Below are 17,147 nucleotides of genomic sequence, written 5' to 3' on the forward strand. Positions count from 1 at the left end.
TGTTTACAACGTATTGATAACTTCCAACTGCTTTTGCAAGAAAGCAATACGCTGTGCTTCTCCACTTTCCGAAACCAGAATAGAGTGGCGCTTCAACGATTGAATCCAATTGCGTTGCATCTGGCAGATATATGAGCTTTGCGAATCCATCGAGTTGATAGAATATACCCGCAGCAGACTGACTTGGTAATCATGTTTCTCGATATAGCTGTAAGTGGCTTCGAAACTGATATTGGACAGATAGAAAGACACTTTCTTGTTTTCGCTGAACTCTCCCTTTATGGACAGATGTTCTACCACGCCAAGTAACTGAAGAAGTTCTTCTTTCAAATGCATGACATCGTCCTTGTTTATCAGATTCAGGCTGGCAAAGTACTTGATCTCTTTCACAAAAGAATAAAAGATATTTGTGTCCCAGATGAAAAACGTTTTTGGACACTGTCTTATACTTTCACTCAGCTTCTTATGCACATTGACGATCCGTTCATCCACAGACATGTCTTCCAAAGAATGTGGCGTCTTTATATCCCCATTCTGATACATCCATCGGCAAAGACGGAATTTAGACAAATTCTCATAGGAAGAATAAAGTGTAAAGGGAAGGGAATTGGATGCAGTATACACCTCCGTCGTATTATCTGTTTTCACATAGTCGAAAATTTGCAGATAACGGTTGATTATTTCGTAATAACTTTCCAGCGCACTAGTGGCATGAAGTAAGTTCAGGTCGAAAGTAACTTTATTAGATACATGGCTACCTACAATCTGGTCGATAGAAATACCGAGTTTTTGAGAAAGCAGCGCTACTTCGTCTATTGTAAAAGACACCTCACCCCTCAATCTGCGATAGACAGCTTCCTTTCCCATGCATAAAATGTCAGCCAAAGTATTGGCCAGATTCATATCTTGAGGAATTCGCTCCCTCATTGTAGATATTAATTCGTTTAGAATACCATTTTTCATTGTTTGTTCCTTTAATTTTAATGTTAATAATCTCTGTGATACATTCTATGCAAAATTACGTCTTGTGTTTGAAAGATTTGTGTGGAAAAACAGAGATGAATGTATGTGTTTTTTTCTGATTGGGAATCAAACAGAAGTGGTGAGGACAGGGAATGAAAAAAAGTAGATAAGAATCTTATCTACTTTCATTTATTGGAACTGATTTTTTATTGAAGTTCTAATCTACGAAAATAAAATTAAAGAGCGTCAATAATTTCTCGCTGTTGTTTGAAGAATTGAATACGCTGCATTTCACCGCTTTCGGATATCAAAGTGGAGAACTTTTTCAGAGATTGAATCCATTCTTTTAAGGTACAGAAAATTTCGTTGTCCATCGTGGTAATGGAGTTGATGGAATAAATACGTATGAGGCTCAGTTGCAGGTTATTGGTGTCTACATAGCTATATGTTGCCTCGAAGTTGATATTCGACACATAGATGCGTACACGATTGCCATCGGCTGTCTTGCCATTGATAGCCAGTTCTTCCAGTTCGTCCGCCAATAAGAATAATTCATTTTTGATTTCTTCTTTTGTTTCGTCGGAAATGAGATGGATGCTGGCGAAGTATTGGATATCGTTGATAAGGTGTTGGAAAATCATATTATCCCATATATAGTCTATGGAGTGGATATGACGTGTCATTGCTACATAGTCTTTCTGGATATTGACCAGTTTCGGTGGAATATCCAATTCTTCGAAACTCTTGCAATCAATATATTTATTCTGGTACATCCATTTGAATAAACGGAATTTTGCCAGAAGTTCATGTTTCAGATAGAGAGTCTGGGGAATAATGTTGGCAGAAGTTCCCATTACAGAATTCGGGTCATCCGGCATCGTATTGATTAGCGAGACATATTTTTCAAGGATATTGTAGTAACTCTCGAACGGGTCGTCATAATCTACAATGTTTATATTAAACATGGCGTTCGATTTGAAACTTAGTCCTATAATCTTGTCTAGCGATATACCCAGTTTTCTTGAAATAAGAGCCGACTCTTGTAAGGTGAAAGGTACTTCACCGCGCAATCTTCTGTATACTGCCTCTTTTCCTATGTATAGCGTGTCCATTAACATATCTGCCAGTTGTCCTTTGAGCGGAAGCTTTTCCTTCATCGCTTCTATGAGGTTTGCATTTGGATTATTTGTCATCATAATAGTTCTAATAAATAATACTTTTCTATTATAAACATTTGTCAGTGGCAAGTTGTTTCGGAAATTGAAACTATTTAAATCTGCTTTTTTTTAAAATATCCTCTCCGAAAATTGTTTATTTTAAGCAAATCGGTTACATTTGTGACCATAAACAAAACGAAGAGACAGCGTCTCTTTAGTAAACAATAGAAATATTTAGAATGAAAAGAATATTGGTAAGTGGCGGAGCCGGTTTTATAGGCTCTCATCTCTGTACTCGGCTTATAAACGAAGGTCACGACGTGATATGCCTGGATAATTTTTTTACGGGTTCGAAAGATAATATCATTCACTTGATGGATAATCATCATTTTGAGGTGGTGAGGCATGATGTCACTTATCCTTATTCGGCTGAAGTAGATGAAATTTATAATTTGGCTTGTCCGGCATCTCCCATTCATTATCAACATGACCCGATTCAAACTGCCAAAACATCTGTGATGGGAGCCATTAATATGCTGGGATTGGCAATGAGACTGGATGCCAAGATTCTGCAAGCTTCTACGAGTGAGGTATATGGAGATCCAATCGTTCATCCGCAACCGGAAAGCTATTGGGGAAATGTGAATCCGGTAGGTTACCGGTCTTGCTATGATGAGGGAAAGCGTTGCGCAGAAACATTATTTATGGATTATCACCGTCAGAATAATGTGCGTGTGAAGATTATCCGTATTTTTAATACGTATGGTCCGCGAATGTTGCCGAATGACGGACGGGTTGTTTCTAATTTTATTCTTCAAGCGTTGAATAATGAAGATATAACAATATATGGTGATGGGAAGCAGACACGCAGCTTCCAGTATATTGATGATTTGATTGAAGGAATGATAAGAATGATGAATACGGAGGACGAGTTTACAGGTCCTATAAACCTGGGGAATCCGAATGAATTTCCGGTATTGGAATTGGCGGAAAGGATCATTAGTATGACCGGTTCATCTTCGAAGATTGTATTTAAGTCTTTACCGGATGATGATCCGAAGCAACGCCAACCGGATATTACATTGGCTAAAGAGAAACTGGGTTGGCAGCCTACTGTTGAACTTGAAGAGGGGCTGAAGCGTATGATTGAATATTTTAAAAATGTCTGAAGCATAAAAAAAGAAAATTATGAATATGGAAATTAATCCTTCTGAATATAAAGTCCTTATTGTGGACGATGTAATATCAAACGTCCTTTTATTAAAGGTACTTTTGACCAACGAGAAATTCAAAATTGTGACTGCCGGTAATGGAACACAGGCGTTGGAACAAGTGAAGAAGGAAAATCCGGATCTTGTATTACTGGATGTAATGATGCCGGATATCAGTGGCTTTGAGGTAGCTCAACAAATGAAAGCAGACCCCGAAATGGCTGAAATTCCCATTATCTTCCTGACTGCTCTAAATAGTACGGCGGATATCGTAAAAGGATTTCAGGTGGGTGGTAATGACTTTATTTCAAAGCCATTCAATAAAGAAGAATTGATTATTCGTGTGACGCACCAGATTTCGTTGGTTGCAGCGAAAAGAATCATTGTTGCACAAACGGAAGAGTTGCGTAAGACGATCATGGGACGCGACAAACTCTATTCTGTGATTGCACATGACTTGCGTTCACCAATGGGATCTATCAAGATGGTGCTGAATATGCTGATTCTGAATCTGCCAAGCGAAACAATTGGTGATGAGATGTATGAATTGCTGACAATGGCTAATCAGACAACAGAAGATGTATTCTCATTGCTTGATAATCTGCTGAAATGGACGAAGAGCCAGATTGGTAAACTGAAAGTGGTTTATCAGGATATTAATATGGTGGAAGTCGTAGAGGGCGTAAGTGAAATCTTTACGATGGTGGCCAGTCTGAAAAATATTAAGATAGTACAAGATGTGCCTGTAGAGAATGTGGCTGTTCGTGCTGATATTGACATGATTAAGACGGTGATTCGTAATTTAATCAGTAATGCGATTAAGTTTAGCAATGAAGGTTCGGAAGTAGTGGTGTCACTGGCAGAAGAAGACGGTATGGCAATCGTAAGTGTGAAAGACAGTGGTTGCGGTATTGATGACGAAAATCAGAAGAAGTTGCTGCATACCGATACTCATTTCAGTACCTTTGGTACAAACAATGAAGAAGGTTCGGGACTCGGATTGTTATTGTGTCAGGACTTTGTTGTCAAAAATGGCGGTAAACTTTGGTTTACTTCAAAGAAGGGAGACGGGTCTACATTTAGTTTCTCAATTCCATTGTTGGAGAAATAAGATAACTATAGATAATACGACTAGAAATAATAAGGGCACGGTTTGCATGAATATGTAAATTGTGCCCTTATTTAATTGGTATATTCTATTTTCGGTTTATCGTTTGCAGATAGCCTTAAAATCGCAATACGAACATTTTTTAGTATCTTCTGTCTGCGTAAAAGGCTCTTCTTCGCTGAATATTTCTTCTAATAATGTTTGCAGGCGTTCACGGAATTCATCTTCAAAGAAAGCGAAGTTGTTTACCGGTATTTTCGGTTTACGAGGTTCTCCCATTTCAATAACAGGCGAATAGTTTTCCGATGCTGCCCGGTGGATGTAGAGCAGAGCAGGAGCTACCATTAACGATTGTTGCCGGCTCATGATAGCAGCATACAGAAAAGTCTGGAAGATATAGTTCGGGCGTGTTTCCGATGGGGTGAACAGTTGCTCGATATTAGCAGGTATTTTAGGGCTTCCTCCTGTTTTGTAGTCAACAATCCGCAGGGTACTTTCTTTTGCATCCATACGGTCGATTGTGCCACCCAGACGGAGAGTGAACGGTCCTTGTCCTGTTTGTATAGTAATCTCTTCTGAAACTTTCTTTTCCATAGCGACCATTTCGAAAGGAGTATATTGAAGGTCGTTACGCAGCAATTGTTTCAGATAGGAAACAATTACTTTGGAGTTGATAAGTTGTATGCCGTTATATTCCGGTTTTTCTTCGGGAGAAACTTTGAATAATTCTTTTTTGAAGGCTTGGTCAACGTAGCTTTGTAGCTTCACGTCATTGCGTAATAAGCGTTCAAGATCTTCTTTCTGTATCGTTTTTCCGGTTGCAGTCAGGTCGGTGTATGCTAATTGGGCGGAGAGGTGGAAAATGGTTCCGAATAGAGCGGAATCAATTTCAGCACTCACTTCGTCCGGTGTTTTCAAGCCCGCTACATAGCGGTAGTAGAATCTCAACCGGCAATCCAGATAAGCATTAAGGGCGGAAGGAGAGAGAACCAGTGAATTTGGATGAGTGCTATCGTAAGCACGATAGATTCGTCTTAGTACTTCAGGTGTTTTTTCTACTCGTATCTCTTGGGTACTTTGCGGAGATTGTCCGGCTTCCAGATACTCGCGAGTGATATCATGTGGACCTTCTACAAGTAATTGCAGCATGAAGCGGGATTCTTCTCCACGGTTGAGACCGTCCGAAGAAGTATTGTAGAGTAGCGTGATATTCTCTGCCCGTTGTATCAGTCGATAAAAGTAGTAGGCATACACTGCATTTTTGTGTTCGATAGTGGTCATGCCAAATGCTTTCCGGAGATTATAGGGAATAAAAGAGGAATCTCCTCCGGATTTTGGAAGTTGTCCTTCGTTGAGAGACAATATAATGAGATTCCGGAAGTCCAGATTACGTGTTTCCAATACTCCCATGACTTGCATTCCGATAGCAGGTTCTCCGTGGAAAGGAATGTTAGAAGATGTCAGTACTTTGGTAATCAGTCGTTTCAGAGTATCGGTGCGTATATTTAGTTCTCCGCTTTCAATCAAACTGTAGAGACGGTTGATTTTGGTATGGCTTTGAAAGAGCGATTCTCTATATAGTTGATTGAAGATATCATTGTATTCTCCTTCTTTCCGATAAATGGTTGAAATGTTTTTGATTAATTCGATCAGATAATCGCATAGTTCTTTTATACCATTACGGGGAGTGAAGAGGGTAGTTAGAAAATCATCCTGTTTAAGTTCTGACGGAAGTGGATAAAAACGGTTTGTTTGGGTCAGTTCACGTTCCAGGGGACCGGCATGGGATGATAATTGCTGGGTATAGGGATGCTTCAATATGGCGGATACTGCCTCGTAAGTGAATCGGCCGGTATCGGAGCGGTAACCATTGGTTTGCAGTTCCATTACGGCATTGATAAAGCTATAAACAGGAGTTTGAGCCAATGGGAATCCCATGGTGATATTGACATTCTTCACTTCCTGCGGAATGGAATGAAGTACGGGAAGCAACAGAGCTTCATTACAAAGCACTACAGCATTTTCTTTTTCCTTTTCTACGGTAATTTGTGAATGATCGTTTGTTATCGCCTTAATCCATCCGGGAAGGAAACGTGCTTGGGCATTCTCGGTAGAAGCGGAAATATAACGTATTTTCTTCGGTTCTTTAAAGGTGTTGAAAAAGCTTTCCGGGAGTTCGTTCGGAAATTCCTCGAGATTACGTTTCAGGAATTCTCCGGCCTCATGTTTTTTGATTTGTTGGGTGTAGAAGATATCATAGTCCCAATAGAAGAGTGCCTTGCCCGCATCTTTCAGTTTTCTGAAAAAGTCACTTTCTACTTTGTTCAAAACATTGAACCCGACAAATATGTATTTGTCGTATTTGAGTTGGTCGGTATCGAGTTGTTCGATCACGTTCCGGTAGAGCATGCCTTCGTAAGCAATGCCTAACTCTGTCAGGTTCGCACGGTAACGATGGTAGATAGTACCTAGCTTGTCCCAAAGGGAAATAAATTTTTCTTTTAGTTCGGTCCGTTTTTCAATGGAGAAATTCTGAAAAAACTGTTGTATGGCTTCTTCCTGCTCTTTGTCAAGGAATTCATAGTCATCCATCAGATTTTTCAAATCTTGTAGATTGCTGAATAATTTGTCGGCATCGACCATATTCTTATCTACATCATCAAAATCACTAATCAACAATTCGCCCCAGAAGTAGAAATCGTCCAATGTTTCCTGACTCCGTGTTTCCTCTTTGAACACTTTATAAAGTTCGCAGACCAATCGAATAGGATCGCCGCTTTTCTGTACGGATAGTTTCTGAAACAGGTCGCTGATACTCATGGCAGCTGGTGACCAGATCGGTTTATCGGATTCTCCTGCTAAATATTCATTGAAGAACAAGTTAGCACGTTTATTAGGGAAAACGAGTACCGTACGTGACAGGTCGTTTCCTATCTTGGTATATAAATCATGAGCGACTAGTTGGAGAAATGATTGCATATTGATTAAACTATTTTCTGATTCTTGTATTTATTGTAATCGGAACATAACAGGTACGGTGAAATAAACAGCAACTTTAGTACCATCTTCCAGTTCTCCCGGTTTCCATTTAGGCATTTGATTAATGACGCGTAAAGCTTCTTTATCCAGATAAGGATCTACGCCACGTAAAACTTTTGGTTTGACTATATTTCCTTCTTTATCAACGATGAACTGAATAATAGTACGCCCCTGTACACCATTACCTTCTGTTCCTGTATTAGGGTATTGAATCTTTTTTGCAAGAAATTCCATGAGAGCTTGCTGGCCTTCAGGAAAATCGGGCATAACAGGTACTTTCTCGTAAACGTCAGGATAGTTTATACGAGTATAAGTGATTCTCAATTCCGGGCCATACATCGCACTGAATGAAAGCATCAGATTGTATGTCACTTGTACTGTCTCATTTGCCAATATGCCGGGTGTCCAACGAGGAATGAGAGACATGACCCTTAATATTTCAGCTTCAACTTTGGGGTGTATCTTGCGGGTAATCTTAGGGTTGATAACTTGTCCGTCATAATCTATAGTGAATTTTACATCAGTGTATGTATTATTAGCAATACTATCTATTTCTGAATAACGAAGATTTTCTTTCAGAAATTCTATAAATTTTTCTGTTCCTCCGGGAAATTCCGGTAGCTTTTCCGGACCATAAAAGGGGGCTTCCCCTTTCATGTCTTTTTCTTGTATCAGGCTGTCAGCAGTAATGGTCCAATTCATTTTAGGGCATTGCAGTGTTTCTGCGTCCAATGAAGTAGGAGGTATTATTGTAAGTATACCAGTTGATAGTCCAAACAGAGTGATGGCCTTACCTACACGGCGTTTTCGTTCAAGCTGTTGCTCCAAATATCGAACTTCAGCTTCGCATTTGGGGCAAGTACCCAAACAATCTCCCTGATACTGACATTCAGAGGTAATGAATTCAATATCATTCGCTTCGGCTATCTGCTGACGAATCTCTTTTAAGATTTTACAGGTTTGTTTTCCTCTTGCCATGGCATTAATCATTAGGGGTTTTATAGGTGAATCGGTCGAATTGGGTGATTCCCATTTCTTTCAAAAGTTCTATGCTTTGGTCAATATCCTTCTCCGTATTATAGGAAGGGATGAGTGGTGTCCGGATAACGATTTGCTTGGCTTTGTCTTTCCCGATTAAATATCGCAAATTACTTAAGACGTTTTCATTATTCTTTCCGGTATATCGCTGATAGATGTTATTATTCATATCTTTGATGTCGACTATGTAATTGTCTATAATAGAAATCAGTTCTTCTACATTCTGTTGCGGAACATTGAGAGAGGTTTCGACAGTGATTCTCCATTCTGGGCCACAGAGTTGGCGGAATTGCCTGATAAATTCGCTTTGTAACAAAGGTTCTCCACCGCCAAATGTGACTCCTCCGCAACTCGCCAGGAAATAAAGTTCATCTTTGCGTACTTCCTCGTAGAGCTGGTTACAATCATAGCTCTCCCAAACACCATCGGGCTGCAAAGATGTCGGATTGAGACAATATTTGCAACGCAACGGACAGCCATGGAAAGCAACTAATGTTGTAACTCCTTCACCGTCAATCGTTAGTCGATGGCGGGCAATGCCGATGAGAGGAACAGCTTTCATACTTTTTCTATTTTTTCTTCATCCACATACCACAAGTAGCCGGTGATATTTTTATATCCCATCTTGGTAAGAAGTTGCATATATCCTTTCACTTGTTTGTTATATTTAGGATTTTCCTTACCAAACTTGAAATCGACTACAACAACCTGATCGTCCTTCATCATTACACGATCCGGACGACGGGTTTGCAGAACTCCTTTTTCTTTATAGATAATAGCACATTCATTAAAGAGTGTCCATTTTCCGGAATACCAATCTTGAATTTCAGGAGAAGAAAAAGCTTTCTTTGCAACTTCACGAGCCACTTTTTCTTTCTCATCATTTCTGATAACTCCTTCAAAAATAAGCCGTTCAATGGCTGGATCGATATCTTCTGCAGTTTCGATGACAGAAAATAAAGTATGTAACATACGTCCGCGGTTGATAAAGCGGTCGTCCGAATCTTCTTCTTCAATGCCCTGAATGAAGTCAGCAGAGCGGTTGGACTGACGAAATTCAATATCATGCCGCATGGATTCCATCCGAATAGGGAGTTTCTCTGGTTTCTGGGTTAGCTTGTTTGTGGATGTCTTGATTCTTTCTTTTTCGGAAGAGCATAGTTGTCCTTGCTCGTAACAGTCTTCTTCCCAGTCAATCCCTTCTTCTTGGGCTACTATCGGTAGGGTGTTTGCCAATAGTTCGGACATGGTACCTTTTTGACTTTTTCTACTCCAGATAATGAGATTTTTTCCAGCGCGGGTAAAAGCAACGTATAGTAGATTGAGATTATCTACCCAAAGTTGAAGACGTTCTTGCAGGTAGTCGTTACCATAAATCGATTCAGCCATTTGGGTGGAATAGTTAATAGGAAGAATATCCAATGTATTGAATGGTGCTGTTTGCGGGGCACACCATACTAGCTGATTATTGGTTTCATTCTCCAGTTTCCAGTCGCAGAAAGGAAGGAGTACGGTATGGAATTCCAATCCTTTGGATTTGTGTATGGAGAAAATCCGGATACCTTCTACTTCTCCACTCGGAATTGTTTTACTGCATAATGTTTCGTCCCAATACCGGATGAATCCGTCTAGCTCGGAAGAGTTGCTTTGCAGATAATCGGTCACCGCATCAAAGAAAGCGAATAAATAAGCATCCTGATCTTTGATAAGATTCATCTCGAATATGCTGAAAAGTTCTTCTAAAAGCTCATAAAGAGGCATTAGCCTTAGTTCCTTTGTCTTTTCAAGAAAAGCGGCGGGAAGATAATTCTCGGCAGGGAGGAGTAGGAGAGTATTCCAATCCAGTCCTTTCTGTAAAACCTCGTTTTGATAGGCTACGGCCAGTTGGGCACGTGCTATTTTATTATTTTCATCGGAAAGGAATCGCAGTGCATCCAGCATCATACAAATGGCAAGAGAGGCGTCAAGGCGGAAGGCTTCGTCTGATACCACTTTATAGTGTAGCTCCTTATCGAAGTAGTCGGCGATTCGGGGAATACTTTTATTTTTTCGTACCAGGATGGCTATATCATTCAGTCGTACTCCGGAGGTGAGGAGATGTTGCACTTCTTCTCCCAGACTGATTAATGTCTGTTCGGTATAACCATGTTCTTCGTCGGGTTCGAGAAAAGAGACTTTTACATATCCTTTTTCTGTACTTCGGGGAGATTCCTGCAAAACGTCGGCATAGGCTTTCTGCAGATCCTCACAATCCTTGCCTAACTGTTGCTTATATACTCCGTTCAGATAGTTGGCGGCAGCTGTGAAGATTTGGTTATTAAACCGGATAACATTGGTTTCACTTCTCCGGTTGGTAGCTAATGTCTTGACGCGGATCGGGAAATGTTCGATGTGATTATTCAGGCTGTTGAGAATTCCCCAATCGCCATTTCGCCAACGATAAATGGATTGTTTAACGTCTCCTACAATCAAACTGTCTGCTCCTTGAGACAATCCTTCCAGTAAGAGCAATTTGAAATTTCCCCATTGCATCCGGCTGGTATCCTGAAACTCATCTATCATGACGTTATGGATATTCGTTCCTATCTTTTCGAATACAAAAGAGGAGTCACCGTCTTTCACCAGTTGATGGAGCAGGGCATTCGTATCTGATAATAGAAAACGATTGTTGTCGTGATTCAACTGACGTACTTCTTCATCGATATTGGCGAGGAGTTGCACTTTGTTGAGATGTTGCAGGGATAATCGGCAACTATTCAGTAACAAATTATTCTTGGAACGTAACTTTTCAGCATCTTCCAGAATTTGCATGAGACTAGAGTTGGCTAAATTAATGATGTCCGCGTAGCGGGGAGAAGTCTTGGTTGCCCAGTTCTTTGCGTCTTCCAGACATTTTTCTACTGTAGCATTACGGATATCATTGCCTAAAATACCATTATTAAGTTTACGAAAATAACTTCCGATTCCGCGTGAACCGTTTTTCAGATCATCAGCAGTCAGTGCGTGTCCATCCAGTTCTCCTTCGAATTGGTCGTAGAATCCTTTCATTTGCTCCAGAATTTCCGTTTCCAGCGCTTTCAGTTGCTTGCGATACTCTTTGATGGTATCAGGGTTTCGTAACCGTTGCCGGAGTCCTTCTCCCTTTTCAATATAACCTTCATCGAAAATATTGCGTCCGAAACTTTTTACTTCGTCCGATACGTTCCAACGTTTATCGTCGGCAATCCGCTCGTTGATATAATCGAGCAACCATGCGAGGACGGGAGAAGTGGGTCCTAGTTTCTCAATCATGCTATCTACAGCGTCGCTAAGAACTTCGGTGTTATTTAACTCGATATTCAGATTCGGGCTAAGTTCCAGTTCCCGTGCGAGATTGCGCATGACAGATTGAAAAAATGAGTCGATAGTCTCTACCCTGAACCGGCTGTAATCATGCAGCATATAGCTAAGGGCGACGCCTGCCGCTTCCCGTATCTCCTGTTCGGTTTTTCCTGTCTCTTCTTTAATTCGGTTGAGATAGGCTTCGGAATCTTTATCGCCTATCTGTATGCCGTAAAGCTGACTAAGAATACGTTCTTTCATTTCTGCTGTTGCTTTATTGGTAAAGGTGACAGCGAGAATTTGCCGGTAGGCGCGGGGATTGAGAATTAACAGTTTGATATATTCCACTGCTAAGGTAAATGTCTTACCCGAACCTGCGGAGGCTTTATAGACTAAAAGTTCACTCATGTTTCTGTTTATGGGATATATTCGATTTTAGCAACAATGACCCGTATGTCCTCCGGTTCTTTCCCTGCCTTTACCAATGCCTGATGAAAGTTTTTGGGGAAGAACATGAAGAATGTATCCGGAGTGGAATCTACATATTTTATTTTCTTGGCTTTGTAGAAAGTAACATCCGGTTTGTATTCGGTGATAGGCTCTGCATATTCTGCTGAAGTAATTCCGAAACGTTCGGTGCCTTTTACTACATATTGCAGATCAATGCCGTGGCGGTGTGCTTCGATTTTACGTTTACTGACATCTTGCGTTGTTGCATCCTGTACATTGATGTAACAATGTTCGCCATCCACTTCGTATCGTCCGGCAGGCATATTCACAAGGTCGTGGGTAGCTAGCCATTGGAAAGTCTTGTCCCATACTTTCTTGTTCTTATGATATTGTGACGCAAATTCCTGATAATCGGTCGTTTTATGAGGCATTGCCTTCAATCCGTTCGCCCATTCTTGTTTTTGTGTCCATTGACGGGCTTGTTTAAGAGTCCAGTTATCAGCGGATTCTTGTGAACACACGTTTTCAGTGAAGAAGAAAAGAAGAAGTCCGATAAACAGGCTTGAACTACTAAATACGAATTTTGATTTCATGATTGTTCGAAAAAATTAGGTCCGAAAATAAGTATGAATAAGGGTAGATAGTCTTTTAAAGCTACTCGCAATAACTTTAAGGCTTGTCCAATCCTGTAATTAATCGTTTGTGGAGATACATTCAGCTTCTCGGCAATTTCTTTATGCGTCAGATGTTGATTGCGGTTCATCTCGTAAGCTTCGAGATATTCTTTCGGAAGTTTTTTTAGTGCTTCTTCATATAAACGGAAAAGCTCATCACTCAAATAGAAGTCCGGGTTATTGAACTCACTATCATATTTATCAACGATTTCCTGATGAACTTTTCGTTTGATCTCAAAATGGGAAAGACGGTTGAGAGCTTTGTTCTTGACAATCGTAAAAAGAAGTGTTTTGAGTGTCAGCTCTTCCATAAGAGTGCAACGATTTTCCCACAGCCACATCATCGTTTCTTGTACAATCTCCTCTATTTCTTCCTGCTCACCTACATACTGGGAACAAAAAGCACATAGCCTACGGAAATAATGTCTGTAGACGACGTCAAAAACTTTTTCTTCTCCTGCTTTTAGGGCAGTGATAACGGACTTATTATTATTAATATCCAAATATATCGGAGATTGTGACATTCTCTTTTAATTTATGTAAGACAAAAATAATGAAAGAAGTAGATAAATGAAATAAAAATGCGAGAAAAAATATTTTTTTCTTTTTCTCTTTAGTATATTTGTACTCACAACTGTATTACTACAAAGGTATTATAGTTTTTTTTGTAAAAAGATAAAAGAGCATGGATGAAACTATCTTGGTGAATTACCTGCAAGGCGAATGTAATGATGAAGAAGCTGCCCGGGTGGAAGCTTGGTGCGAGGAAGGACCGGAAAACCGGAAAGCTTTGGAGCAACTTTATTACACTCTTTTTGTAGGTGAGCGTATAGCGGTAATGAATACTGTAGATACAGAGGCGTCATTGGATCAATTTAAATCAGCTATCAGAGAAAAGGAGAAAAAAGCTAAGCGGAAAAGTATATCGATCCGTTGGGGACGTTATGCAACTGTGGCGGCTGCTTTTCTTACCGGACTCGTTTTTGCCGGTGGAATTGCCTGGGGATTACTTTCTAATAAGCTTTCGGATTATGAGGTGATAACTGCTGCCGGACAGAGAGCGCAGACTGTGTTGCCGGATGGTAGTAAGGTATGGCTGAATGCATCTTCAAAAATCGTTTATCATAATTCTTTCTGGAGTTCGGATCGTCAAATCGATTTGTCGGGCGAAGCCTATTTTGAAGTGTCTCATGATAAACATGCTCCATTTATAGTAAATAGTAAGCAAATCAAGACTTGTGTGCTTGGTACGAAATTTAATGTGCGTGCACGCCAAGATGAGAATAGGGTAGTGACTACCTTGCTTCAAGGACTGGTACGGGTAGATTCTCCGCGAACGGAAGAGAATGGCTATTTGTTGAAACCGGGACAGACATTGAATGTGAATACGGATACTTATCAAGCAGAGTTAATTGAATATAACCAGCCTACAGATGTGCTTCTCTGGATTAATGGCAAGTTGGAATTTAAGCAACAATCTTTATTGGAAATAACCAATATTATGGAGAAGTTGTACGACATCAAATTTATCTATAAGGATGAAACATTGAAATCAGAACGGTTTACCGGTGAATTCTCTACTGATAGCACTGCTGATGAAATACTGAATGTTTTAATGCATACTAATCATTTCTCTTACAAGAAAGACGGACGGATTGTCCGAGTGATGAAGAAATAAAAGATAGGTTAGTGTTTCTAAAAGGCTGTCTAATTAGATCTTGACAGATTAAGGTTTGTTCGTTATATAAAGATGTGAAGTGCTCCCAAAAGTTAGATACATAACTTTCTGGGGGCATTTCACATATATGTAGTGGCAAACTGATTGGAATGGGATTTGATTAGATAGTCTTTAAAACGAGAAATCACCCTCACTACATGACTGAACTGCACTCCTTAAGTTTTGTGTTCAACTTTTGGGGTGCAGTTCATTGTAATGAGGGTGATTTTATGAACTTAAGGCCTGTTTGATAGCCTCTATTCTATATTTTTATAGTTATCTATTCATAAATACTTACTCACTTTTGGGTTCGTAAACATTAAATTCTGTAACATCCGTACGACCGTTTGTAGAGATAGTAATAATCTGATATTTCAGATATCGCGTAGTAATAGGAGAAATGAACGTAATATTCTGTGTACCACCGGAGATTGCTAATGAACTCAAGATTTCCATGTCGTACCATTTTCAGATTGTAATATTTCCACTTCTCTAGGAGCATATGCATTGGCCCAATGATTCGTTTTGATACCTGTTAAAACCTTAGCTTCTCCTAAATCAACAGTAAACCAGAATCCTTTATTATTTAGAGCAACGTCAGTTCCAGTCTTGCCATCGATTAAATTATTGGGTGCGCCTTCTACTCCTTCTTCTACATTAATAATCCAGCCGGCGCGATTACTGATAAGTTGGCTATTACTAGGAATACCGCTTTTTAGATTACAATAGGCAGCTTTATTAATAATGACAGGCAATGTACTTAAACTACTGCTAATAACAGTGTTCTTATCATTGGTAGTTACATTACTGATTGAGACACTGAAAGAGAAACTTGTTTTTTCCATGATACTGGCAAATATCGTCGGATCAACCGTCGCAGTGATTTCTTCAGAAGTCATCTGTCCTTCTTTGAGAGTAACCTGTGAGGAACTTAAAACGATCTGGCTTGCATCAAGCCCTTCTGTTTCACTTTTTGCACTTAATACGATAACCATATCTGTAGAGACTGCTTTCTGTGTTTTTACAGTAAAAGCCATCTTAATTTCATCTCCTCCGATTCCATTCGCATCATGAGTCAGATTGAACTTTTTTACATTCCCCGATAAATAGTCATTTCTCTGTAGAGACACATACGTAGCATTCCATTCGTTAAAAACTTCTTCATCATCGCTACAGGACGAAATGAACGGGACAAACAAGCCGAGTAGAGTTGCTATTGATAGTGATTGAAATATATTTTTCATATGTACATACGATTAAATTATTACTATTTCCATTCGGTAGATTTATCTGTAGATAAAATACCGTCAATCCAGGTAGGAGTAGCAGAAGTAGTCAATGTATGACCTTTGCCGGTTGCATCTTCGAATACATTGCCTTGTCCTTCATTGAATCGCCAATAAGCTTCCAAACCTACAGATTTTGGGCTAACTTGAGTCATGTTATTTTGAATTTGAGAAGCGGAACGAACTACAGACCAGATACGTGCTTCACTCATCAAAATTTTACAGTTTCCCCATCTACTATAAGAATCATCACCTAAGCAGAACCAATTTACATCAGAGAAAGTTGTTGCTCCTGTTGGTATACTCAACACACCCGAATCAACTCCGTTTATGTAAAGTCGATAGTTGGAACCATCACAGACCAATGCTAAATGTTGCCATTCGTTTGGCTTGAAAGAATTACTTGGATTCAAATAAAGCCGGTTACGTCCTACAATCTGTACTAATGAATGTGCCTTATAATTTTCATTGTCACTTTGAGGATCCTCAAAACGTAAAAGGATGAAGTTTGCATCATCTCCTCCGTTCTTAAATACTGCACGGTCACGGTCAGCTGTGTTGGCTACCTGAAAACGAACCTCTATCGTATATTGTGAATACGTTTCGGGAGATTCTGTGAATTTATTAGCTTTTAAACTAGGAGCGCCAACAAACATTGGAGCTGAAAATTCGATAATACTTTCTGCCAAAATAACAAAGGTTCCGGTATTTTCCATCGGTGAAATACTTCCATCTTGCAATACTAGTTTTACAGGCAGTGCATATGATTCTCCCGATTTCATCATTTCCTGACTGAAAGCTTTCAAAGCGATGGAGAGGGCATCGGCTGCATATTGTCCTGCTTTTACAGTAATCGTTTCCGGCAACGTATAATAATCTTTGGGCAACATTATATATCCGGTTCCATTAATATGGTTATAAGTGTCCAGTACTGATTGATCTGTAACCAATTTATAATGATTGTCTGTAGAAGAAAGATTACTAAGATGCACATTTAGGGTAGTAAAACTTTCTCCAGTAGCCTGTACGGTCACTTTTTGACTTGTACTGGAAAGAGCTTCTTCAATATAAGCATGTGTATCTAAAGTATCGTATTTTGCATCTCCACAACTTACTATACTTCCTAAGCCTGTTATGACTGCGGAGAAGCATAAAATTTTTATATAATTCATACGTTTCATAG

The 17,147-nt window shown here is 39.7% G+C and carries 12 protein-coding genes and 1 pseudogene; 3 read left to right on the top strand and 10 right to left on the bottom strand.

The features are described 5' to 3' along the window. Positions 1-3: 3 nt before the first annotated feature. Positions 4-963 carry a hypothetical protein gene (locus Bovatus_RS02725; protein ID WP_004300446.1) on the bottom strand — a complete coding sequence of 320 codons (960 nt, stop codon included), beginning with the start codon at positions 961-963 and terminating at the stop codon, positions 4-6. Positions 964-1,199: 236 nt separating this feature from the next. Beyond that, positions 1,200-2,159 carry a hypothetical protein gene (locus Bovatus_RS02730; RefSeq protein ID WP_004300448.1) on the bottom strand — a complete coding sequence of 320 codons (960 nt, stop codon included), beginning with the start codon at positions 2,157-2,159 and terminating at the stop codon, positions 1,200-1,202. A gap of 200 nt (positions 2,160-2,359) precedes the next feature. On the opposite strand from Bovatus_RS02730, the gene Bovatus_RS02735 reads away from it, so the two are divergent. Beyond that, complete coding sequence (locus Bovatus_RS02735; protein ID WP_004300450.1) at positions 2,360-3,289, top strand: UDP-glucuronic acid decarboxylase family protein; 930 nt, start codon at positions 2,360-2,362, stop codon at positions 3,287-3,289. A 19-nt stretch (positions 3,290-3,308) separates the two neighbouring features. After that, on the top strand, positions 3,309-4,442 hold the full coding sequence (locus tag Bovatus_RS02740) for a hybrid sensor histidine kinase/response regulator (RefSeq protein ID WP_004300451.1): 1,134 nt from the start codon (positions 3,309-3,311) through the stop codon (positions 4,440-4,442). Between the two features lie 96 nt (positions 4,443-4,538). Here Bovatus_RS02740 and Bovatus_RS02745 read toward each other — a convergent pair whose 3' ends face one another. The 6 genes from Bovatus_RS02745 to Bovatus_RS02770 are packed head-to-tail and all read right to left on the bottom strand — an operon-like array spanning position 4,539 to position 13,485. Continuing rightward, on the bottom strand, positions 4,539-7,418 hold the full coding sequence (locus tag Bovatus_RS02745) for a PD-(D/E)XK nuclease family protein (RefSeq protein WP_004300452.1): 2,880 nt from the start codon (positions 7,416-7,418) through the stop codon (positions 4,539-4,541). Positions 7,419-7,448: 30 nt separating this feature from the next. Further along, a complete protein-coding gene (locus tag Bovatus_RS02750; protein ID WP_404977384.1) occupies positions 7,449-8,456 on the bottom strand; it encodes an energy transducer TonB in 1,008 nt (335 codons plus the stop codon). Positions 8,457-8,460: 4 nt separating this feature from the next. After that, positions 8,461-9,078 (bottom strand): radical SAM protein, encoded by a 618-nt coding sequence (locus Bovatus_RS02755; RefSeq protein ID WP_004300454.1) that lies wholly within the window; start codon positions 9,076-9,078, stop codon positions 8,461-8,463. Next, the gene (locus Bovatus_RS02760) at positions 9,075-12,245 is read right to left on the bottom strand and encodes a UvrD-helicase domain-containing protein (protein ID WP_004300455.1); all 3,171 of its coding nucleotides are present in this window, start codon (positions 12,243-12,245) and stop codon (positions 9,075-9,077) included. Before Bovatus_RS02760 ends, Bovatus_RS02755 begins: the two co-directional genes overlap by 4 nt. Positions 12,246-12,253: 8 nt before the next feature. Then, a complete protein-coding gene (locus Bovatus_RS02765) occupies positions 12,254-12,880 on the bottom strand; it encodes a YhcH/YjgK/YiaL family protein (protein WP_004300456.1) in 627 nt (208 codons plus the stop codon). Next, on the bottom strand, positions 12,877-13,485 hold the full coding sequence (locus Bovatus_RS02770) for an RNA polymerase sigma-70 factor (RefSeq protein ID WP_004300457.1): 609 nt from the start codon (positions 13,483-13,485) through the stop codon (positions 12,877-12,879). Before Bovatus_RS02770 ends, Bovatus_RS02765 begins: the two co-directional genes overlap by 4 nt. A gap of 161 nt (positions 13,486-13,646) precedes the next feature. On the opposite strand from Bovatus_RS02770, the gene Bovatus_RS02775 reads away from it, so the two are divergent. Then, positions 13,647-14,639, top strand: a complete 993-nt coding sequence (locus Bovatus_RS02775; protein ID WP_004300458.1) for a FecR family protein — start codon at positions 13,647-13,649, stop codon at positions 14,637-14,639. A 333-nt stretch (positions 14,640-14,972) separates the two neighbouring features. Here the strand turns inward: Bovatus_RS02775 and Bovatus_RS02780 are convergent. Together Bovatus_RS02780 and Bovatus_RS02785 are read right to left on the bottom strand one after the other, a co-directional pair. After that, a pseudogene (locus tag Bovatus_RS02780) lies at positions 14,973-15,922 on the bottom strand (DUF4999 domain-containing protein). A 23-nt stretch (positions 15,923-15,945) separates the two neighbouring features. Beyond that, positions 15,946-17,145: a DUF1735 and LamG domain-containing protein gene (locus Bovatus_RS02785; protein WP_004300461.1), complete on the bottom strand. Its 1,200-nt coding sequence runs from the start codon at positions 17,143-17,145 to the stop codon at positions 15,946-15,948. Positions 17,146-17,147 lie beyond the last annotated feature (2 nt).

The sequence above is a fragment of the Bacteroides ovatus genome, assembly GCF_001314995.1.
Taxonomy (GTDB): domain Bacteria; phylum Bacteroidota; class Bacteroidia; order Bacteroidales; family Bacteroidaceae; genus Bacteroides; species Bacteroides ovatus.